The 20,184-nt window shown below is 51.3% G+C and carries 19 protein-coding genes, 2 pseudogenes and 1 other annotated feature; of the genes and pseudogenes, 15 read left to right on the top strand and 6 right to left on the bottom strand.

All coding sequences use genetic code 11. The features are described 5' to 3' along the window. Positions 1–53: 53 nt before the first annotated feature. The 3 genes from rluB to rnm form a co-directional block, all read right to left on the bottom strand. Entirely contained in the window at positions 54–938 is an 885-nt protein-coding gene (gene rluB, locus NAL19_RS10310) for a 23S rRNA pseudouridine(2605) synthase RluB (RefSeq protein ID WP_263059604.1), read from the bottom strand. A gap of 197 nt (positions 939–1,135) precedes the next feature. After that, the gene (locus NAL19_RS10305; RefSeq protein WP_225088059.1) at positions 1,136–1,756 is read right to left on the bottom strand and encodes an L-threonylcarbamoyladenylate synthase; all 621 of its coding nucleotides are present in this window, start codon (positions 1,754–1,756) and stop codon (positions 1,136–1,138) included. A 124-nt stretch (positions 1,757–1,880) separates the two neighbouring features. Beyond that, the gene (gene rnm / locus NAL19_RS10300; RefSeq protein ID WP_263059603.1) at positions 1,881–2,783 is read right to left on the bottom strand and encodes an RNase RNM; all 903 of its coding nucleotides are present in this window, start codon (positions 2,781–2,783) and stop codon (positions 1,881–1,883) included. Positions 2,784–2,984: 201 nt separating this feature from the next. Continuing rightward, positions 2,985–3,089: a sequence feature (Trp leader region), on the top strand. Positions 3,090–3,121: 32 nt separating this feature from the next. Here rnm and NAL19_RS10295 point away from each other — a divergent pair. The 7 genes and pseudogenes from NAL19_RS10295 (at position 3,122) to NAL19_RS10270 (ending at position 10,818) form a co-directional block, all read left to right on the top strand. Beyond that, a complete protein-coding gene (locus NAL19_RS10295; RefSeq protein WP_225088057.1) occupies positions 3,122–4,684 on the top strand; it encodes an anthranilate synthase component 1 in 1,563 nt (520 codons plus the stop codon). Further along, positions 4,684–5,259, top strand: a pseudogene (locus NAL19_RS21825) (glutamine amidotransferase-related protein); the annotation flags it as partial. The gene NAL19_RS10295 and the pseudogene NAL19_RS21825, both read left to right, overlap by 1 nt. Before the next feature lie 62 nt (positions 5,260–5,321). Next, a pseudogene (gene trpD, locus NAL19_RS21820) lies at positions 5,322–6,323 on the top strand (anthranilate phosphoribosyltransferase); the annotation flags it as partial. Positions 6,324–6,330: 7 nt separating this feature from the next. After that, a complete protein-coding gene (trpCF, locus tag NAL19_RS10285) occupies positions 6,331–7,698 on the top strand; it encodes a bifunctional indole-3-glycerol-phosphate synthase TrpC/phosphoribosylanthranilate isomerase TrpF (RefSeq protein WP_225088056.1) in 1,368 nt (455 codons plus the stop codon). A 13-nt stretch (positions 7,699–7,711) separates the two neighbouring features. Next, on the top strand, positions 7,712–8,905 hold the full coding sequence (gene trpB, locus NAL19_RS10280) for a tryptophan synthase subunit beta (RefSeq protein ID WP_225088150.1): 1,194 nt from the start codon (positions 7,712–7,714) through the stop codon (positions 8,903–8,905). Continuing rightward, positions 8,905–9,711, top strand: a complete 807-nt coding sequence (trpA, locus tag NAL19_RS10275) for a tryptophan synthase subunit alpha (protein ID WP_263059602.1) — start codon at positions 8,905–8,907, stop codon at positions 9,709–9,711. Before trpB ends, trpA begins: the two co-directional genes overlap by 1 nt. Before the next feature lie 387 nt (positions 9,712–10,098). Beyond that, positions 10,099–10,818: an oligogalacturonate-specific porin KdgM family protein gene (locus tag NAL19_RS10270; protein WP_225088054.1), complete on the top strand. Its 720-nt coding sequence runs from the start codon at positions 10,099–10,101 to the stop codon at positions 10,816–10,818. Between the two features lie 132 nt (positions 10,819–10,950). Here NAL19_RS10270 and ompW read toward each other — a convergent pair whose 3' ends face one another. Further along, positions 10,951–11,583, bottom strand: a complete 633-nt coding sequence (ompW, locus tag NAL19_RS10265) for an outer membrane protein OmpW (protein ID WP_263059601.1) — start codon at positions 11,581–11,583, stop codon at positions 10,951–10,953. 283 nt (positions 11,584–11,866) lie between these two features. On the opposite strand from ompW, the gene NAL19_RS10260 reads away from it, so the two are divergent. The 4 genes from NAL19_RS10260 to yciA all read left to right on the top strand — a co-directional run bounded on the left by NAL19_RS10260 (position 11,867) and on the right by yciA (position 14,294). After that, a complete protein-coding gene (locus tag NAL19_RS10260; RefSeq protein ID WP_263059600.1) occupies positions 11,867–12,271 on the top strand; it encodes a YkgJ family cysteine cluster protein in 405 nt (134 codons plus the stop codon). Between the two features lie 58 nt (positions 12,272–12,329). Beyond that, on the top strand, positions 12,330–13,082 hold the full coding sequence (locus tag NAL19_RS10255) for a YciC family protein (RefSeq protein ID WP_225088051.1): 753 nt from the start codon (positions 12,330–12,332) through the stop codon (positions 13,080–13,082). Positions 13,083–13,282: 200 nt separating this feature from the next. After that, positions 13,283–13,849, top strand: a complete 567-nt coding sequence (locus tag NAL19_RS10250; RefSeq protein WP_263059599.1) for a septation protein A — start codon at positions 13,283–13,285, stop codon at positions 13,847–13,849. A 22-nt stretch (positions 13,850–13,871) separates the two neighbouring features. After that, positions 13,872–14,294: an acyl-CoA thioester hydrolase YciA gene (yciA, locus tag NAL19_RS10245; protein ID WP_225088049.1), complete on the top strand. Its 423-nt coding sequence runs from the start codon at positions 13,872–13,874 to the stop codon at positions 14,292–14,294. A gap of 111 nt (positions 14,295–14,405) precedes the next feature. Here yciA and tonB read toward each other — a convergent pair whose 3' ends face one another. After that, positions 14,406–15,161, bottom strand: a complete 756-nt coding sequence (gene tonB, locus NAL19_RS10240; RefSeq protein ID WP_263059598.1) for a TonB system transport protein TonB — start codon at positions 15,159–15,161, stop codon at positions 14,406–14,408. A 277-nt stretch (positions 15,162–15,438) separates the two neighbouring features. Here tonB and NAL19_RS10235 point away from each other — a divergent pair, with 277 nt between their 5' ends. Both NAL19_RS10235 and NAL19_RS10230 read left to right on the top strand, forming a co-directional pair. Next, positions 15,439–15,735: a YciI family protein gene (locus NAL19_RS10235; protein ID WP_263059597.1), complete on the top strand. Its 297-nt coding sequence runs from the start codon at positions 15,439–15,441 to the stop codon at positions 15,733–15,735. A gap of 130 nt (positions 15,736–15,865) precedes the next feature. Further along, positions 15,866–17,539, top strand: a complete 1,674-nt coding sequence (locus NAL19_RS10230; protein WP_263059596.1) for a Tar ligand binding domain-containing protein — start codon at positions 15,866–15,868, stop codon at positions 17,537–17,539. 75 nt (positions 17,540–17,614) lie between these two features. Here NAL19_RS10230 and NAL19_RS10225 read toward each other — a convergent pair whose 3' ends face one another. Further along, complete coding sequence (locus NAL19_RS10225) at positions 17,615–17,791, bottom strand: YciY family protein (RefSeq protein WP_015840226.1); 177 nt, start codon at positions 17,789–17,791, stop codon at positions 17,615–17,617. 391 nt (positions 17,792–18,182) lie between these two features. Here NAL19_RS10225 and cls point away from each other — a divergent pair, with 391 nt between their 5' ends. Further along, positions 18,183–19,643, top strand: coding sequence for a cardiolipin synthase (cls, locus tag NAL19_RS10220; protein WP_225088045.1), 1,461 nt, complete (start codon positions 18,183–18,185; stop codon positions 19,641–19,643). 83 nt (positions 19,644–19,726) lie between these two features. Beyond that, positions 19,727–20,050: an HI1450 family dsDNA-mimic protein gene (locus NAL19_RS10215; RefSeq protein ID WP_225088044.1), complete on the top strand. Its 324-nt coding sequence runs from the start codon at positions 19,727–19,729 to the stop codon at positions 20,048–20,050. Positions 20,051–20,184 lie beyond the last annotated feature (134 nt).

Raw genomic sequence — 20,184 nt, 5'->3', positions numbered from 1 at the left:
GCGAAATGAAAACGGGCAGCGAAAGCTGCCCGTGAGGCATGGGGCTAATACGATTAGCCGTTGCGCTTCGGCTTTGGCGACGTACGACGTGCCGGAGCGGTACTAATCTGGCTGTGGCGTTTTACTGCACGACGGATCTGGTTCGCTTTCACCCGACGGCGTTCACGTTCAACCGGCAGTTTCGATACCGTCTCAGCCGGAAGCTGCACCAGCTCACGCAGATAATTCAGCTGTTCCAGAGGCATCTCAGCCCAGCCACCGCGCGGCAGACCTTTCGGCAGCGTAATATCGCCGTAGCGCACGCGAATCAGGCGGCTAACCTGCACGCCAACCGCTTCCCACAGGCGGCGAACTTCACGGTTGCGCCCTTCCGTCAGCGTGACGTTATACCACTGGTTCAGACCTTCGCCACCCTGATAGCGGATAGTACGGAACGACGCCGGGCCGTCTTCCAACTGTACGCCTTTGCTCAGTTGCTTGATCTTTTCGTCATCAATTTCGCCGAAGACCCGCACGGCGTATTCACGTTCAACCTCGCGGCTTGGGTGCATCAGGCGGTTGGCTAACTCACCGTCGGTCGTGAACAGCAGCAGGCCGGAGGTATTCACGTCGAGACGCCCTACCGCGACCCAACGAGAGCCCTGAATTCTCGGCAGGCGGTCAAACACCGTCGGACGCCCATCAGGATCGTTACGGGTGCACAGTTCACCTTCCGGTTTGTAGTACACCAAGACGCGGCACACAGTTTCTTCGGTTTCCTTAACGGTAACCACATGGCCATCAATACGGATTCTGGTGGCTTTCGTCACTTCAACGCGGTCGCCCAGTGTAGCAACCTTACCGTCAACGCTGACACGTCCAGCCTGAATGATACCTTCAATTTCGCGGCGTGAGCCATGTCCGGCGCGCGCCAGAACTTTTTGTAACTTTTCGCTCATTGAGCAACCTCTAGTGTCGCCTTCCCAGGCGTCGGGGGGAGTCATAACTGCTGATAAAATTCAGCCGTTACGTAAAAATTGAATGTACGTAAAAATAGTGTGTACGTAAAAATCGTTCATTGTATTCAATGCTGGCGCGATTATACCGATCTTCGCGCCATTTGTATTCCCATTGTTACAACCTGTCGCAGCGTCTTCTATAAGAATGGCGTGACATCGCCAGTGCCTTCGCGGGCAACGCGCGGTGCGGATTCAGTCAGGTCGATAACCGTTGTCGGCTGTTGACCCAGCGAGCCACCGTGAATAATCAAATCCACCTGTTTTCCCAATCTTTCCTGAATTTCTTCGGGATCGGACTCGGCGAAATCATTTCCCGGCAACATCAGCGTTGTCGACATCAAGGGTTCATTCAACGCGGCCAGCAGTTCCAGCGCGATAGGATTGGACGGCACGCGCAGGCCGATAGTTTTACGTTTTTCATTCATTAAGCGACGGGGAACCTCTTTCGTCGCTTTCAGAATAAAGGTGTAATTGCCTGGCGTATTATTTTTAATCAACCGGAACGCCGTGTTATCAACGTGGGCATACGTCGAGAGTTCGGACAGATCGCGGCACATTAGCGTAAAGTTATGATCGCTACCGAGATCGCGAATCCGACAGATACGTTCCAGCGCACTCTTTTCACCCAGCATGCAGCCCAACGCATAACCGGAATCCGTTGGATAAACAATCACTCCGCCTTTATGCAGAAATTCCACCGATTGGTTGATCAATCGCGGCTGCGGGTTCTGCGGGTGAATATAGAAAAACTGACTCATGACCCTACCTCATACGTCTGACATTTCGCGGCGTTGCACATTTCAACCCGCGTCATCGTGCAATAGGGTTATTATAGAACGTGTCGAAGGTAAAAGATTGTTATTTCATAGGTTCGCGATGGCATTACGCCATGATACGCGGCGAATCTGCCAGTAACGGATGGTGCCAGACTGGCTCGACATCGGCAGGCAGCCACAGCTTGCGACCCAGTTCGATCCAGGCACACGGCAGGTGGAAATCCGATCCTTGTGATGCCATCAGGTTGAAATCTCGCGCATAGCGACCCAGTTGCGTCCGTTCATCCGGTGCCTGTTGGCATTGCGCCACTTCCATCGCCATCCCGCCGTTTTCCGCAAACGTGGCGAGCAGGCGCTTTAGCCACTTGGCCGTCAGATCATAGCGCCCCGGATGCGCCAGCACCGACACGCCGCCGGATTGATGAATCGCGTCGAGGGCCTGCGGGATGGTGCACCACTGCGGCGGCACGTACCCCGTTTTACCTTTCGCCAGGTATTTTTTAAACACCTGATTCATATTGGCCGCAATACCCAGCTCAATGAGATAACGCGCAAAGTGCGCCCGCGTAATCTGTCCTCCCGTCGCCAGACGCCGTGCGCCGGACAGCGCATCGGGAATGCGGGCTTTTTCCAGCCGAACCGCAATTTGCTCCGCCCGGTTCTGCCGACATTCCGCCTGCTGTTGCAGCAACGCGGTTAACGCCGGATGCGCAATATCCATTCCGAGTCCGACGATATGGATCTCATGATTTTCCCACAGGGTGGAAATCTCCACGCCGGGAATCAGTCTCAGCGGTAACCCCTGCTGGGCAATCGCGTGCTGTGCCTCTTCAAGCCCGCTGGTCGTGTCGTGATCGGTTATAGCCAGCACGCTCACCCGCATGTCTACCGCCCGCTGAACAAGCGCTGTTGGCGTTAAAACGCCATCAGATGCCGTGGTGTGGCTATGCAGATCGTAAAGTGGGAATGACGATATCGGTTGGGAATCTTCTGGCACAAGCCTATCCATTAACAAAAATCATACGAAAGTCGCATGATGCCATTAATAGGAAGCAAATGGTAATGTCCACCGTTTACTGAGTAATAAAATAATCCTATTGAAGGTGTTGACATTTTATCACCGAACCAGTTAACTAGTACGCAAGCTCAGTACAGTAATTCGAACCCAAACCGCGAGATGATGATAATGGTAACGCAGAAAATGATGAAGCATGGTTGGTGGCGCTCTTCCCTCTCGCGGGTGGACTAATCACGCATCGCTGTTATCACACATGCAGATATTCCCAGGCCCGCTTAACTCAGCGGGCTTTTTATTTGATGGGCACAACATTAAAACGGGTAGCAAGAATGCAAACAACACAACCTACACTGGAACTGCTGCGTACCGAGGCCGTTTACCGTAACGACCCTAGCGCCATCTTCCATCAGCTCTGCGGTGCCAGACCTGCAACGTTGCTGTTAGAGTCAGCTGAAATCGACAGCAAGGAAAACCTGAAAAGCCTGTTAATCGTTGATAGCGCGCTGCGTATCACGGCACTGGGCCCACTCGTTTCCATTCAGGCATTAACGGCAAACGGCGCCAGCCTCCTGCCGCTTTTGGATGCCGCACTGCCGGCAGAGATTATTAATCAGCCGCGTCCGAACGGTCGTGAACTCACCTTCCCACAAGCAGACGTCATGCAGGATGAAGACGCTCGTCTGCGTTCGCTGTCGGTCTTTGATGCTTTACGCCAGATTTTGACGCTGGTTGCCTGCCCGGCAGACGAACGTGAAGCGATGTTCCTCGGTGGCCTGTTCGCCTACGATCTGGTGGCTGGATTCGAAGCGTTACCCGCGCTGAGCCAGCAACAACGCTGCCCGGACTTTTGTTTCTATCTGGCAGAAACACTGCTGGTACTCGATCACCAAAAACGCGTGACCTCACTGCAAGCCAGCCTGTTTACGCCAAACCACAGCGAAAAGCAGCGTCTGCAACAGCGTCTGGAACAGCTGCAATTCCAGCTGACTCAGCCCGCACCCGCGCTGCCGCGCCAGTCTATCGAGACGATGACGCTGAGCTGCAATCAGAGCGATGAAGCCTTCGGCGAGGTTGTCAGCCAAATGCAGGAAGCCATCCGCATCGGTGAAATTTTTCAGGTCGTGCCGTCGCGCCGTTTCTCTCTGCCGTGCCCTTCCCCCCTGGCAGCTTACCAAACGCTGAAAGACAATAACCCCAGCCCTTACATGTTTTACATGCAGGATCAGGATTTCACGCTGTTCGGCGCCTCGCCGGAAAGCTCGCTGAAATACGATGCCGACAGTCGCCAAATCGAAATCTACCCGATTGCCGGCACCCGTCCGCGCGGTCGTCGCGCCGATGGCTCATTGGATCGCGACCTCGATAGCCGTATTGAGCTGGAAATGCGTACCGACCATAAAGAGCTGGCAGAACATCTGATGTTGGTGGATTTAGCCCGTAACGATCTGGCGCGCATCTGCCAGCCGGGCAGCCGTTACGTTGCTGACTTGACCAAAGTTGACCGTTATTCCTTTGTCATGCATCTGGTTTCTCGTGTGGTGGGAACATTACGTGAAGATCTGGATGTGCTGCACGCCTACCGCGCCTGCATGAATATGGGCACGTTGAGCGGTGCACCGAAAGTTCGGGCAATGCAGTTGATTGCCGAAAGTGAGAAAACCCGTCGCGGCAGCTACGGCGGCGCAGTGGGTTACTTCACTGCACACGGCGATCTGGATACCTGCATCGTTATTCGCTCCGCCTATGTCGAAGACGGCATTGCCACCGTTCAGGCAGGTGCAGGCGTGGTGCTGGATTCCAACCCTCAGGCTGAAGCCGACGAAACGCGTAATAAAGCGCGAGCCGTACTGCGCGCGATTGCCAGCGCGCACCATGCAAAGGAGATCTTCTGATGGCCGACATTCTGCTGCTCGATAATATCGACTCATTCACCTACAACCTGGTGGATCAACTGCGTGCCAGCGGTCATCAGGTCGTGATTTACCGCAACCATCTGCCTGCCGATGTCATCATCGCGCGGTTACAGCAAATGGAAAAACCGATTCTTATGCTTTCCCCCGGCCCCGGTACCCCAGCCGAAGCAGGCTGCATGCCGGAACTGCTGCAACGTCTGCGCGGTCAGTTGCCGATTATTGGTATTTGCCTCGGCCATCAGGCCATTGTGGAAGCCTATGGCGGCCATGTTGGTCAGGCAGGTGAAATCCTGCACGGCAAAGCGTCGGCCATCGACCACGATGCCAGCGGTATGTTTAGCGGTTTGCCGCACCCGTTACCGGTCGCTCGCTACCACTCGCTGGTCGGCAGCCGTATTCCTTCTACGCTGACCGTCAACGCGCACTTCAACACGATGGTGATGGCCGTGCGTAACGACGCCGATCGCGTCTGCGGTTTCCAATTCCATCCGGAGTCAATCCTGACCACGCACGGTGCACGACTGCTGGAACAAACGTTGGACTGGGCGCTGGCTTAACGAGGGATACGATGATGCAACTGTCTTCTACACAACCGTTTTCTGTTCAGGATGTCGCCACCATGCAAAATATACTGGAAAAATTGTACCGCGCGGACAACATCAGCCGTCAGGAAAGTCAGGCGCTGTTTGGTGCCATTATTCGCGGTGAGCTGGAAGCCAGCCAACTGGCAGCGGCGTTGATTAGCATGAAAGTGCGCGGCGAGCATCCCGACGAGATCGCCGGTGCCGCCACGGCCTTACTGGCCGATGCGCAACCTTTCCCCCGCCCTGACTATTTATTTGCCGACATCGTTGGCACAGGCGGTGACGGCACCAACAGCATTAACATTTCAACTGCCAGCGCTTTCGTCGCCGCCAGTTGCGGCCTGAAAATCGCCAAGCACGGCAACCGCAGCGTATCCAGTCGCTCCGGTTCCTCCGATTTGCTCTCTGCTTTCGGTATTAAGCTGGATATGAGCGCGCAGGATTCACGCCAGGCGCTGGACGACCTGGGGGTGTGTTTCCTGTTTGCTCCGCAATATCATCTGGGTTTCCGCCATGCGATGCCAGTGCGTCAGCAGTTGAAAACCCGCACGGTCTTCAACGTGCTGGGACCGTTGGTTAACCCTGCTCGTCCGCCATTGGCGCTGATTGGCGTGTATAGCCCAGAGTTGGTTCGCCCTATCGCCGAAACGCTGAAAGTGCTGGGCTACCAGCGTGCCGCTGTCGTACACGGCGGCGGGATGGATGAAGTCGCCATTCATGCACCGACACAGGTTGCCGAATTACACAATGGCGAGATTGAAACCTACGAACTGACGCACCGCGATTTTGGTCTGGATGCGTATCCGCTGTCCGCTTTACAAGGCGGTACGCCAGAAGAAAACCGTGACATTCTCGCGTCACTGCTACAAGGTAAAGGTGAACGCGCGCACGCTGCTGCGGTTGCCGCCAATGTTGCGTTGCTCCTGAGATTATTCGGACAAGAAAATTTGCGCCAAAATGCGCAACAGGCGCTTGAAGTCATTCATAGTGGACAGGCTTATCAGCGCGTTATCGCCCTGTCCGCCAGAGGATAATGGAACCATGCAGGAAACCGTATTACATAAAATTGTGCGCGATAAGGCGCTCTGGGTTGCCGAGAGAGAGAAAGCACAGCCACTGGCCTCTTTTCAGCATGAAATCGTGCCCAGTCAGCGTGACTTTTATCAGGCGCTGAAACAGGATAAGCCCGCGTTTATTCTGGAATGCAAAAAAGCGTCACCATCAAAAGGATTGATTCGCGACGATTTCGACCCGGTAGCCATTGCCCAGGTCTATAAAGATTACGCGTCCGCTATTTCTGTTTTGACCGACGAGAAATATTTTCAGGGCGACTTTGCCTTTCTGCCGCAAGTCAGTGCGGCGGTGCACCAGCCGGTGTTGTGCAAAGACTTTATTATTTCGCCTTACCAGATCTATCTGGCTCGCTACTATCAGGCCGATGCCATCCTGCTGATGCTGTCTGTGCTGGACAACGAGCAATACCAGCAACTGGCCGACGTGGCGCACAGCCTGAAGCTAGGCGTGTTGACGGAAGTCAGTAATGAAGAAGAGTTACAGCGGGCCATTCAATTGGAAGCGCGCGTCGTCGGGATCAACAACCGCGACCTGCGCGACCTCTCCATTGATCTCAATCGCACCCGAACGCTCGCCCCGCGTCTGCCTGCTGGCGTCACCGTAATCAGTGAATCCGGCATCAATCGCCATGCGCAGATTCGTGAACTCAGCGCTTTTGCTCAGGGATTCCTGATCGGCAGTTCGCTAATGTCCGAGCCGGATCTGAACGGCGCGGTACGCCGCGTTATTTTGGGAGAAAACAAGGTCTGCGGCCTGACGCGCGCAGAAGATGCACAGGCCGCCTATCAAGCAGGTGCGCTCTACGGCGGTTTAATCTTCGTCGCCAGTTCCCCACGCTACGTTGATGCCAAACAAGCCACTGACGTGATGACTGGCGCTCCACTGCGCTATGTCGGTGTTTTCCGCAATGCGCCCGTCGAACACATTGTTGCTATCACGACGCAGTTAGGGTTAGCGGCCGTTCAACTGCACGGTGATGAGGATCAACAGACGATCAACCAGCTACGTCAGCAATTACCTGCGGCTTGCCAGATTTGGAAAGCACTGAGCATCGCAGATACGCTGCCAGCGCGCGATCTCGTCCATGTCGATCGCTACGTGTTCGACAACGGTCAGGGCGGCAGCGGGAAAACCTTCAACTGGTCGCTGCTGGCAAACCAATCATTGGATAACGTGCTATTGGCCGGCGGCCTGAATAGTGATAACTGCGCGCTGGCAGCACAGCAAGGTTGCGCAGGGCTGGATTTTAATTCCGGGGTCGAAAGCGAGCCGGGAAAAAAAGACTCACAGAAAATTGCTGCGGTTTTTGCGACGCTACGTCAGCCGCAACACTAAAATAGACGGGAACATTATGACATTACTCAACCCTTACTTCGGTGAATTCGGCGGACAATTTGTTCCGCAGATTCTCATCCCAGCGTTACGCCAGCTGGAAGAGGCTTTCGTCAGCGCACAAAAAGATCCTGACTTTCAAGCCGAATTTACCGATCTGCTGAAAAACTATGCGGGTCGCCCAACGGCGCTAACCCTGTGTCAAAACCTGACTGCTGGGACGAAAACCAAGCTGTACCTGAAACGCGAAGACCTGCTACACGGCGGCGCGCACAAAACCAATCAGGTACTCGGACAGGCATTGCTGGCGAAGCGCATGGGTAAAAGCGAAATCATCGCTGAAACCGGTGCAGGCCAACACGGTGTCGCGACAGCGCTGGCTTGCGCCCTTCTCGGCCTGAAATGCCGCGTTTATATGGGAGCAAAGGACGTTGAGCGCCAGTCACCAAACGTCTTCCGTATGCGCCTGATGGGGGCAGAAGTCATTCCTGTTCACAGCGGTTCTTCTACGCTGAAAGATGCCTGTAACGAAGCGTTGCGTGACTGGTCTGGCAGCTATGAGACCGCACACTATCTTCTGGGAACGGCGGCAGGCCCGCACCCTTACCCGACGATCGTGCGCGAGTTTCAACGCATGATTGGCGAAGAGACGAAAGCCCAGATTCTGGAAAAAGAAGGTCGCTTGCCGGATGCGGTATTGGCCTGCGTCGGCGGTGGCTCTAACGCGATTGGGATGTTTGCTGATTTCATCGACGATACCAGTGTCAGGCTGATCGGCATTGAGCCTGGCGGTTTAGGCATTGAATCCGGGCAGCACGGCGCACCGTTAAAACACGGTCGTCTCGGTATCTATTTCGGCATGAAGTCCCCGATGATGCAAACGTCCGACGGACAAATTGAAGAATCCTACTCGATTTCCGCCGGGCTGGATTTCCCATCGGTAGGTCCGCAGCACGCCTACCTGAACAGCATCGGTCGCGCTGACTATGTCTCGATTACCGATGACGAAGCGTTGGATGCCTTCAAAACGCTCTGCCGCAGCGAAGGGATTATCCCCGCGCTGGAATCCTCCCACGCGCTGGCGCACGCGTTGAAGATGATTAAAGCGGAGCCAGAGAAAGAGCAACTGCTGGTGGTCAACCTGTCTGGCCGTGGTGATAAAGACATCTTTACCGTGCACGATATTTTGAAAGATCGGGGAGAAATGTAATGGAGCGTTATCAACAACTGTTTACTCGCCTGTCGGAGAAAAAGGAAGGCGCATTCGTTCCGTTTGTGACGCTGGGCGATCCGTCTCCCGAGCAATCCCTGAAAATTATCGATACGCTCATTGCCGCGGGTGCCGATGCGCTGGAGCTGGGTGTGCCCTTCTCTGACCCGCTGGCGGATGGTCCAACCATTCAGGATGCCAACCTGCGCGCCTTTGCCGCTGGCGTCACACCCGGCCAGTGCTTCGAAATGCTGGCGACGATTCGCCAGAAATACCCGGAAATCCCGATTGGCCTGCTGATATATGCCAATTTGGTCTTCAGCAACGGTATTGATGAATTCTATCAGCGCTGCGCACAGGTTGGTGTTGACTCGGTGTTAGTCGCAGATGTTCCGGTAGAAGAATCAGCTCCTTTCCGTACGGCTGCGCTGCGGCATGGCATTGCCCCTATTTTTATCTGCCCGCCCAATGCCGACGATGAGTTATTGCGCGAGATCGCATCCTATGGCCGTGGCTACACCTATTTAGTGTCACGCGCGGGCGTAACCGGGACAGAAAAACGCGCCCAACTGCCGCTGAACCATTTGGTAGCCAAACTGAACGAGTATCATGCCGCTCCTCCGCTGCAAGGATTTGGCATTTCCGATCCGGCTCAAGTGCGGGAAACATTAGCATCAGGCGCAGCGGGTGCCATTTCTGGCTCGGCGATCGTGCGGATTATCGAAAAAAATCTGAACCAGCCTGACGTCATGCTGTCAGAGTTACACACCTTTGTAAGTGAAATGAAAGCCGCTACGCGTTCATAGCGCTTTTCAGGCGCGCGATAGATACTTAACGCAAGTTCTATCGCGCGCACTAATAGTGTTTCAAATTATTTCTTATTTAATTGACATGAAATATTCGCAATTATTATTTAATGTCTAACTCCCTATAATTGTAATAAATGTTTTCAAATTGAAATAATCATTAACCCCCACCACAAAGAAATAAACCAAGTAACTATTTATTTTTTAAACTGCATAAATCCCGCCAATAAAACACGAAGAAAATCACATAAATAAGATCATTCAAAATTTTTCCTTTTTAACGATCTTGTTCACATTACTGTAAGAAATAATAAATAAAATAAAACCGCTGAACAAAAGTGGCAGCGCGTTTTTAAATAATAATTCTCTTTGACTTGGGATAATAAAATGAAAGTTAAAATATTGACGATGGTGGTAACTTCCTTAATCAGCTTAAGCTCCATGGCTGTGACGATTGACTATCGCCATGAAATGAAAGACACGGCAAAGAACGATCATAAAGATCGCCTGCTGATGTCTCACCGTTTTGACAACGGCTTCGGTCTGTCCATGGAAGCCAAATTTGGACAATCTGACAGCGACAAGACCCCAAATAAACCCTATAACGAAACCGTCAGCAATGGTACTGAAGTCACCGCCAGCTACCTGTACAAATTTGATAAAACCTTTGGTTTGGAAACTGGCTTGAACATGGTTTCTTCATCAAACGATAATAACTATCGTCCATATATTAAAGGCACGGCAAACATCACCGACTCCCTGTACTATGGCTTACGCTACCGTGCATCTTACCTGCGCAGAAGCAATCAAATTGGTTCTACGAATCCTACTGATGTTAAAGGCTATACCATTACCAGTACGTTGGGTTATAAACTGCCAGCGAACTTTGTGGTTGAGTACGAATTTGAATACGATAAGAAAACTAAAGCTGGCTCTGTTGGTTACATCGCCGACAGCGACAACTATGGTCTGACTCATAACGTTAAATTAGCGTATAAATATGATAAAAACTGGACGCCTTATGCTGAAGTCGGCAACGTTGTTGGCAGCACAACAACTGACGAGCGTCAAACTCGCTACCGCGTTGGTGTTCAATACAGTTTCTAATGGTTCACCCTATAGATAACTGCTGTAATAAAAATAGCGTTCTCTTTATTGGTTAGTTATTTTGTGTCTATAAAAACGGCGACGTGAGTAACGTCGCCGTTTTGTTATTTTCACATCCAATCAGCAATGAGATTAGAAGCGATAACCTACACCAAACATAAAGGCCCATGGATCAAGCTTAGTATGGATACTTTGCTGGGCGTTACCGGCTTTAAATTTCACATCGGTATCAATATCCATCCACCATACGGACATGTTGACTAACCAATTCTTATCCAGGTTGTAATCCAACCCTGCCTGCGCAGCAAGGCCCCAGGAATTCTTCAAGCTCAGATCGCTCAGCCCTGAGTTCTTCCCTGTATCATTAAATTTTTCATCGAAGAACATCGTATAATTCAAGCCAACGCCCAGATAAGGACGTAATTTATCTTGCGCATCACCAAAATAGTATTGCGCAACCAGTGACGGCGGCAGGTGTTTGACTTCTGCAATCGTGCCTGTGCCAGGCGTGCCGACTTTGTGTTTGAACGGCGTAGCCGCCAGCAATTCAACCCCAATATTATCCGTCACCAGATAGCTAAAAGTCAGACCCAACTGAGTATTGTTATTTACCTGAAATTCTCCCAAACCCAGTACATTGTCCGAACTTTCACGTGGATGCACGGTTGCTGTACCCGCACGAACAATAAAATCACCCGCTTGATGAGCCTTTGCCAATGCAGGCATAAGCGCCGCTGCCAACAATAATAAAGATGCCTTTTTCATTACCCACTCCATTTATAGGGTTTAAATTTCGAGCGAAATATACCCCTAAGTAGGTATTCTTGTTTTAAGCCAGATCACATCTTTTAAAGATTTTACACGCAAATTGAACTTCATCATTTATCGCTAACCAATTAAAAATACTGAAATTGATCCAAATCAATAAATGGCGAAAGGTGCATAACGTGCGCTGTCCGCAAATTGCATTACCGCGCGAACGCATTCAACGGTAGATTTTTATTTCCATTAACGTGATTCACGCTGGCTGGAGGCAGTTAGTCATCCAATGAGCGATAATACCTGTATGCACTGCGGCGCGTGCTGCGCTTATTTCAGAGTGTCTTTCTATTGGGCTGAAGCCGATGACGGCGGTGGCGTTGTACCTTCACAATTCACCGAACCCGTTTCCCCTTTTTTACGCTGTATGACAGGAACAAACAGCAAAACACCTCGCTGTCAGGCATTGCAAGGCACCGTCGGGGATACCGTCAGCTGTTCTATTTATGTTAATCGCCCTTCACCCTGTCGTGAATTTATGCAATCCGGCGAAAATGGGCAGATCAACGATGCCTGCAACCGGGCACGGGAAAAATATGGTCTGCCACCTTTGGCAACAATTTCATCACAGTCTTTCATTACAGAAGGGAAAAACAGCATTGCGTCGTTGACGGGGTGCCACAGTGCGGATTAACAGGTTACAATCATGAGTTAAGTTCTATCCGTTGATTTATCTTTTTCAAGGAGCCTGCATGCCTATCACGGCTAACACGTTGTACCGTGACACAATGAATTTTACCCGTAACCAGTTCATCAGCATCTTAATGATGTCACTGTTGACGGCATTCATTACTGTCATACTGAATCATGCGCTATCGCCTTCTGTAGACGAGTTACGGATTCTGAGCACCTCCGGCAGCGATCTGTCATCGTCTGTCGAATCCGGCTTGATGGACTTGATTCAGCAGATGACGCCGGAACAACAAGCCGTGTTGCTAAAAATGTCAGCGGCAGGCACCTTTGCGGCGTTAGTCGGCAATGTACTGCTAACGGGCGGGATTCTGATGCTGATCCAACTGGTGTCCGACGGGCACCGCACCAGCGCACTGCGCGCAATCGGCGCCTCTACCCCTTTTTTACTGCGCCTGCTTTTCCTGATCCTGCTGTGCACGCTGCTCATCCAGCTTGGCATGATGCTTCTGGTCATTCCTGGCGTGTTGCTGGCCATTGCCCTGAGTTTGTCGCCCGTGATAGTCGTCACTGAAAAAAGCGGGATTTTCAGCGCAATTAAAGTAAGCACCAAACTGGCCTACGGCAACTTACGCGCAACCGCACCAGCCATCGTGATGTGGTTGTTGGCTAAAATCGCTATTTTACTGGTCGTGTCAAAGTTACCCATTTCCTCACCGACCGTGCTCGGTGTAGTTCTGAACGGGTTAAGTAACCTGATCTCCGCGATTCTTCTGATTTATCTGTTCCGCCTTTATATGCTGCTGCGCGCGTAATTGCCGCACTTCACCTATGTCGCCGTTCTGGCGACATAGGCTTCTCCATTTCCCTCGTTCATGCCTTGCCCAATCGTAATTTTCTGCAAATTATTACAATATCTCGGGAATGGTGTTCCACAATGAAGGATAATGGCATGAGCTACCGAATAACTCTTGTGGGTTATGATTACGACACTGTTGAGTGATGGATTGACATAATGAAGCAACTTCTTGATTTTATACCGTTGGTCGTGTTTTTTGCGGCTTATAAACTCTATGACATCTACGTCGCATCGGGCGCATTAATTGCGGCAACGGCGCTGTCACTCGCGGTCACCTGGGTGATGTATCGTAAAATAGAGAAAATGACGCTAGTGACCTTTGCCATGGTCGTCGTTTTCGGTTCGCTAACGCTGGTGTTCCATAACGATCTGTTTATCAAGTGGAAAGTTACCATTATCTATGCGTTGTTTGCCGCCGCTCTGCTGGTTAGCCAGTTTGTCATGAAGCAGACTCTGATTCAGAAAATGCTGGGTAAAGAGCTAACCTTGCCGCAATCCGTCTGGGGAAAATTGAATATAGCCTGGGCGATGTTCTTTCTGGTGTGCGGACTGGTTAACATCTATATTGCTTTTTGGCTACCGCAAAGCGTGTGGGTCAATTTCAAAGTCTTTGGTCTAACGGGGGTAACACTGCTGTTTACACTGCTTTGTGGCGTCTACATCTACCGTCACTTACCTAACGACCAGGAAAAATCAGAAGAAGAAAAAAGCGAGCAACCGTAATCGCTAAATCGAGGCATACACAATGAGCACACAAAACGTGTTACCACAGGGCGAACTGGTTCTCCGCACGCTGGCAATGCCAGCCGATACCAATGCGAACGGGGATATTTTTGGTGGTTGGCTGATGTCGCAAATGGACATCGGCGGCGCAATTTTGGCGAAAGAAATTGCCGAAGGGCGTGTTGTTACCGTGCGGGTTGATGGGATGTCATTCTTAAAACCTGTTGCCGTCGGCGATGTGGTTTGCTGCTATGCGCGTTGTTTACGCACTGGCCGCAGTTCTATCAACGTTAACGTTGAAGTTTGGGTAAAGAAAGTGTCGTCTGAACCGATTGGCCAGCGCTATCGGGCTACCGAAGCGTTATTCACCTACGTCGCGGTCGATGAAGCAGGTCACCCACGTGAACTCCCTGCTGGTAAGAGCCACTTTACGCCAAGTGAGTAACGTTTAACGTTCATCGGCATAAGCCTTTGAATAGCGCTCGATACGAAAACGGGGCGTCATCAGCCAAAGATGACGCCCCGTTTCTTTTGTGTATTTTGGTACTGACGTGAATTATTCGACTGCCGCCCCGCCGTCAATTTTAAAGACGATGGTCACAACCAAATCTTTGCCGGGTTTACCCGCTTCGTAACGCCATTTACGCATCGCCTGTTTGATATCGCGCTCGAACATATTACGCGGTTCAGCAGAAAGCACGCGGACATTGTCAACCCGCCCAGATTCGTCCACATCAAACTGCATTTTTACCCGACCCTCAACGCGCAGGGAAAACGCACGAGCAGGATACTGAGGCTGTGCACGGCTCAACGGACGTGGCCCACTTGACTGCGTGCTGGCGGCGGGCGCGGGTGCCTGTTTCACCGGCGCATTATTCACATTGCGCGTCGGCTCTTCCCTGGTAAACGGCGAAGGCGGCTGTTTTTCAACGGTCGGTTCACGTTTAACCGGCTTCGGCTGCTCAACCTTCTTCACGGGCTTGGGTTCCGGTTTAGGTTTCGGCTTGGGCTTTGGTTCCGGCAATGGCATAGGAACTGGCTGTGGCAATGGCTCCGGCTCAGGAGTCGGTTCCGGCTCCGATTCTGGCTGCTTCACCGGCTCTGGCTCGGGGGCAGATTTGGCAACTGGAGCCGCTTCATAGGCCGCAGGGTTCACCATCACAACGCTGATGGGCTTGGATTCCTGCGGTAATTCAATTGAATTATTGAATGATGCGTACAGCAAACCTGCAATCAGTGAACCGTGAAAACCAACTGAAAGTATGAATGGCCATGAGTAACGGCGGGTCAAAAAAAACTTTTTTTGCGGCATAGTCTGTCTTTATCCTCTTATGCCGCCCAAGTTTAAATGCAAATAGCAATCATATTCAATAACAACCCGTGGAATTGGCAAAAAAACAGAAATCGTGAGGGGATTACTCTGGCAAATCAACCTATTGTCCTCGAACTATTGTCTTCAACCTATTGTCTTCTAACAACATCACGTATGATGGTAAAAACGCGAGTCTCTTACCCGATAGCGTTTGGCGACTGGGCGCTAAACCGGCATCCCAAACGAAAAAGGGTACCTTCCTACCTGAGAGGTCACTATGCTCTATGTCATTTATGCTGAAGATAATGTTGATTCATTAGCAAAACGCCTGTCGGCAAGACCCGATCACCTTGCCCGTTTACAAGCATTGCGCGATCAGGGACGACTGATTACCGCAGGCCCTTTACCCGCGATCGACAGCGACGATCCCGGTCAGGCGGGCTTTAGCGGCTCCGTCATTATCGCCGAGTTCGCATCACTGGATGAAGCAACGGCATGGGCTGACGCCGACCCCTATATCGCGGCAGATGTCTACAAACACGTCAGCGTGAAACCATTCAAAAAAGTGTTTTAAGGTTCTATTGATATAGGTCATGGTTGTACCAGAAAATCATGGCCCTTCACCTCTCTGCTAAAAGCTGAAATATTTTAGTCATTTAACAGTGATAGTTTGACCGCTATTCATATAGTGAGGGTCAACAATCATGTTAATGCCAGCGATTTTGCGAAACGGAATTGCCACTATCCGCCGCCGTCATCGCCTCAGTATTCTCTCCGGATTGTTATTGATCATTGGGTTATTTTCTTTATTGCAATTAGTTTCCGTCGGTGTCATTTCTCAAACGATGACCCAAGTGCGGCAGGATATTTCGGCTAACGAAAACCTACGCCAGCAACAAGCGTTAATGGATAAAGCGCGGATGGAAGTGATGAACGCCAGCGATAAACTCAATCGCGCGGGTATTTATCTACTGGTAGACAAAGAAACGGGGTCTGAAGGCAGTTGGCACAGCCTGATGGATGAGGCAGAAGTGTCTCTCAAACAGGCGCAGGAGCACTACCAACAATTGGGGACGGTCACCACGGTGGAAGCCGACACGGCAGCCTTCGTCGATTTGAAGAAAAGCTACAACCAACTCTATTCCGGGCTTGTCGAACTCGCTCAGGGAATCAAAACCACCAACCAGATCGATATTTTCTTTGCCGTTCCTGTTCAGGCCTATCAAAGCGATTTCACTCAGAAATATTCACACTATCTGCAAGATACCGATGCACTGCAAAAGCAGCACGGGCAACAATTTTTATCCTCTCTCGATCAGGCTAAAACGATTTTCATCACGGTGCTGGGGCTTTTACTGGCGATCGCCATCGCAGTTTGGATCGGTGTGAGTCGAGTGATTATTCGCCCATTGACGCACATTATTGCCCATTTAAAGCTGATCGCCGCAGGCGATCTTTCTCACTCGGTAGATGCAGAGATACGCGGTACACGCGAAATTAGGCAGCTTAATACCAACGTCATTCAAATGCAGGAAGGTCTGGTGACGTTAGTCAATCAGGTTCGCCAGGGCGTTGACCACATGGTGATGCAGGTTGATCGGGTTGCAGCGGATAACCTCCAGCTTTCTGAGCAGGCTAACCGCCAATCCCATGAACTTAAAGTCACTACCGAGCACATTATTCAACTTAGCCAGCATCTCGAGCAAAATGCGCTGCATACTCAGCAGGCCAACCTGCATGCGGAAGACACCAGCAAGATCGCGGCGCAGGGCGAAACCATGATGAATGACGTCAAAGCCGCGATGTCAGACATTGCGGGCAGAACGCGCGAAATGACAGAAGCGATTGGGATGATTGAAAACGTGGCATTTCAGACGCATATCTTGTCCCTGAATGCCGCAATAGAAGCCGCACGGGCCGGGACGATGGGCCGAGGTTTTGCCGTTGTCGCACGGGAAGTCGGTACGCTGGCGTCACAAAGCAGCCATTCTGCACAAAATATTAATGTGCTGATTCGTGATTCAGACAACAGTGTAAGCGCAGGAACGCGGCTAGTGAACAAACTGAATGATAGCCTGCAAAACATCATTCAGACGGCGAAAGGCACCGGCACGTTTCTGAGCGAGATCTCGGAAATATCGCACCAGCAAACCGAAAGCATTCATGAAGTGACTACCCGTCTCAGTACGCTGAATGACACAGTCAGAGAAAATGCGGGACAGGTTGAAGCCTCCGCTCGCACCTTCTCCTCGCTGCTGGAACAAACGGAACGCTTAAATACGTCAGTGTCGCTGTTTATCCTGCCCTCGACAGAGGGTGACAGTAACCCGATGATCGATCAGAGAGAAATCGCACAGCGCATTCCGGTTATGGGATGAACCGGAGCGGGACGCTATCCGGAATGTAATAAAAAAATAGCGACCATACTTCGGGTCGCTATTTTCCTCACTGGCTTACCAGTCGTAGGTTACCGCATAAAGCAATGCCCGCCGTTTGTGCTTTTGCTGCAAATAACGGGCAGAGCGAATATGGCGATACGTACGTGATTGAGCCTCCAACCAGCGGCTTCTTCGACGCTGGACCTGACGCAACATCCGCCAGCGACCCACTTCATTTCGACTGCGTTTCATGATGCGGCTCTTATTAATACACTCGCGCGGGGCATTATATACCCCTGATGCGTGACGACAATCAGTGAATCGCCCTCTCCGCTCTTCTCTTCTTAGCCATCATTTTTATTCCCTAAATAATTCGAGTTGCAGGAAGGCGGTAAGAGAAGGAATCCCGATGAGCTTACATAAGTAAGTGATTCGGGTGAGTGACAAATCTGCCAGAGGCAGGTTTGAACGCTGCTTGCAGCGGCCCCAACGGGGCGAGGTACACGTAAGTGTGCCGAGTAGCGTAGCCAACGCACATGCAGCTTGAAGTATGACGGGATATTCAGAGGAAAGGCATTTCCCCTTTTATAAATCTATGCGTACACTTTGTTAATTCTTTGCAGAAGGGAACTATGCTGCTTTTATGTCGACATTTTATACCGTAATAAGTTGGTTACTGGTTTTTAGCTACTGGTTGCTAATTGCAGGTGTGACCTTGCGTATTCTGATGAAACGTCGGGCCGTGCCTTCTGCAATGGCTTGGTTACTGGTGATTTATATTCTGCCACTTGTCGGTATTGTCGCTTATCTTTCGTTTGGCGAACTCCATCTTGGCAAACGCCGGGCTGAACGTGCCAGTAAAATGTGGCCATCAACGGCAAAATGGCTGCGTGAATTAAAAGAGTATCGCCGTATTTTCGCAACGGAAAACAGCGAAGTCGCCAGCGCATTATTTCAGCTGTGTGAAAGGCGGCAAGGGGTTGGTGGTGTGAAAGGCAATCAGTTACAGCTGATGACCACGTTTGATGACACCATTAAAGCGCTCTTACGTGATATCGAACTTGCCCGTAGCAATATCGAAATGGTGTTCTACATCTGGCAACCAGGCGGTCTGGTCGAGCAAGTCACCTCTTCGCTTATCGCGGCAGCACGACGCGGGGTGCACTGTCGCATTCTGTTGGACTCTGCCGGCAGCGTACAGTTTTTCCGCCAGCATCACCCCGAACTGATGCGTACTGCCGGAATAGAAGTGGTTGAAGCCCTGAAAGTGAATTTGTTCCGTGCTTTCCTGCGCCGTATGGATTTGCGTCAACACCGCAAAATTATCCTGATCGATAACCGCATTGCCTATACCGGCAGCATGAATATGGTCGATCCCCGTCTTTTCAAACAAGATGCTGGCGTCGGGCAGTGGATTGACCTGATGGCGCGCATTGAAGGGCCGGTAGCGACCACGTTGGGGATTATTTACTGCTGCGATTGGGAAATGGAGACAGGCAAACGCCTGCTTCCGCCGCCGCCGGATGTTAACGTCATGCCGTTCGAACAAGAGAGCGGCCACACCATTCAGGTTATTGCTTCCGGCCCCGGTTACCCGGAAGAGATGATTCATCAGGCGCTGCTGACGTCGGTCTATTCAGCACGTAAGCAGTTGATCATGACCACCCCCTACTTCGTGCCCAGCGACGACCTGCTGCACGCCATCTGTACCGCCGCCCAACGCGGGGTCGATGTGAGTATCATTGTACCGCACAAGAATGACTCCGTTCTGGTCGGTTGGGCCAGCCGCGCCTTCTTCACCGAACTACTGGCCGCTGGCGTGAAGATTTATCAATTCAAGGACGGGCTGCTGCACACCAAAAGCGTACTGGTAGACGGGCAACTGAGCCTGGTCGGCACGGTAAATCTGGATATGCGCAGTCTGTGGCTAAATTTTGAAATCACGCTGGTGATTGACGATGCCGGGTTCGGCAGCGATTTAGCCTGCGTGCAGGAAGACTATATTGCCCGCTCACGTCTGTTAAACGCGACACAGTGGCAAAACCGCCCCTACTGGCAACGCATCGTCGAGCGGCTGTTCTACTTTTTCAGCCCCCTGTTATAACCTGCCCGTCACGCGAATTATTTAGGGCATACGCGTTTTCCCGTGTTCTAATATGCCCATTGGGAATTAACAGGAATTACGTTATGGATTTGAATAATCGCCTGACCGAAGACGAAGCATTGGAACAGGCCTACGACATCTTTTTGGAGCTTGCAGCGGATAACCTCGATCCGGCAGATATTTTGCTGTTCAACCTGCAATTCGAAGAGCGCGGTGGCGCAGAGTTATTCGACCCCGCGGAAGACTGGGCCGAGCACGTTGATTTCGATCTGAACCCTGACTTCTTTGCTGAAGTCGTTATTGGTTTGGCCGAAGAGGAAGGTGAAGAGATCACGGATATTTTTGCCCGCGTGCTGATTTGCCGGGAAAAAGACCACAAACTTTGCCACATTCTGTGGAAAGAATAATTCGTTTTGCCTCAATGCAAAGTGACTGAAGACGTGGGTAATTCTATTTGCGAAACGAAAACGTGATAATGGAATAGAAGAGTAAAGCGTCCGCGACAGGGATGTCGCGGCTCGAGCGTACAAGGATGTATTCA

It is taken from the genome of Pectobacterium sp. F1-1 (genome assembly GCF_025643735.1).
GTDB lineage: Bacteria > Pseudomonadota > Gammaproteobacteria > Enterobacterales > Enterobacteriaceae > Pectobacterium > Pectobacterium colocasium.
The sequence above is the reverse complement of the archived record's forward strand: the minus strand, read 5'-3'. Positions and strand labels throughout refer to the sequence as shown.

Excerpts from the sequence above, each read along its gene's own strand:
- rluB (WP_263059604.1), bottom strand. The coding sequence starts at position 938 with ATGAGCGAAAAGTTACAAAAAGTTCTGGCGCGCGCCGGACATGGCTCA.
- NAL19_RS10305 (WP_225088059.1), bottom strand. The coding sequence starts at position 1,756 with ATGAGTCAGTTTTTCTATATTCACCCGCAGAACCCGCAGCCGCGATTG.
- rnm (WP_263059603.1), bottom strand. The coding sequence starts at position 2,783 with ATGGATAGGCTTGTGCCAGAAGATTCCCAACCGATATCGTCATTCCCA.
- NAL19_RS10295 (WP_225088057.1), top strand. The coding sequence starts at position 3,122 with ATGCAAACAACACAACCTACACTGGAACTGCTGCGTACCGAGGCCGTT.
- trpCF (WP_225088056.1), top strand. The coding sequence starts at position 6,331 with ATGCAGGAAACCGTATTACATAAAATTGTGCGCGATAAGGCGCTCTGG.
- trpA (WP_263059602.1), top strand. The coding sequence starts at position 8,905 with ATGGAGCGTTATCAACAACTGTTTACTCGCCTGTCGGAGAAAAAGGAA.
- NAL19_RS10270 (WP_225088054.1), top strand. The coding sequence starts at position 10,099 with ATGAAAGTTAAAATATTGACGATGGTGGTAACTTCCTTAATCAGCTTA.
- ompW (WP_263059601.1), bottom strand. The coding sequence starts at position 11,583 with ATGAAAAAGGCATCTTTATTATTGTTGGCAGCGGCGCTTATGCCTGCA.
- NAL19_RS10260 (WP_263059600.1), top strand. The coding sequence starts at position 11,867 with ATGAGCGATAATACCTGTATGCACTGCGGCGCGTGCTGCGCTTATTTC.
- NAL19_RS10255 (WP_225088051.1), top strand. The coding sequence starts at position 12,330 with ATGCCTATCACGGCTAACACGTTGTACCGTGACACAATGAATTTTACC.
- NAL19_RS10250 (WP_263059599.1), top strand. The coding sequence starts at position 13,283 with ATGAAGCAACTTCTTGATTTTATACCGTTGGTCGTGTTTTTTGCGGCT.
- yciA (WP_225088049.1), top strand. The coding sequence starts at position 13,872 with ATGAGCACACAAAACGTGTTACCACAGGGCGAACTGGTTCTCCGCACG.
- tonB (WP_263059598.1), bottom strand. The coding sequence starts at position 15,161 with ATGCCGCAAAAAAAGTTTTTTTTGACCCGCCGTTACTCATGGCCATTC.
- NAL19_RS10235 (WP_263059597.1), top strand. The coding sequence starts at position 15,439 with ATGCTCTATGTCATTTATGCTGAAGATAATGTTGATTCATTAGCAAAA.
- NAL19_RS10230 (WP_263059596.1), top strand. The coding sequence starts at position 15,866 with ATGTTAATGCCAGCGATTTTGCGAAACGGAATTGCCACTATCCGCCGC.
- NAL19_RS10225 (WP_015840226.1), bottom strand. The coding sequence starts at position 17,791 with ATGAAACGCAGTCGAAATGAAGTGGGTCGCTGGCGGATGTTGCGTCAG.
- cls (WP_225088045.1), top strand. The coding sequence starts at position 18,183 with ATGTCGACATTTTATACCGTAATAAGTTGGTTACTGGTTTTTAGCTAC.
- NAL19_RS10215 (WP_225088044.1), top strand. The coding sequence starts at position 19,727 with ATGGATTTGAATAATCGCCTGACCGAAGACGAAGCATTGGAACAGGCC.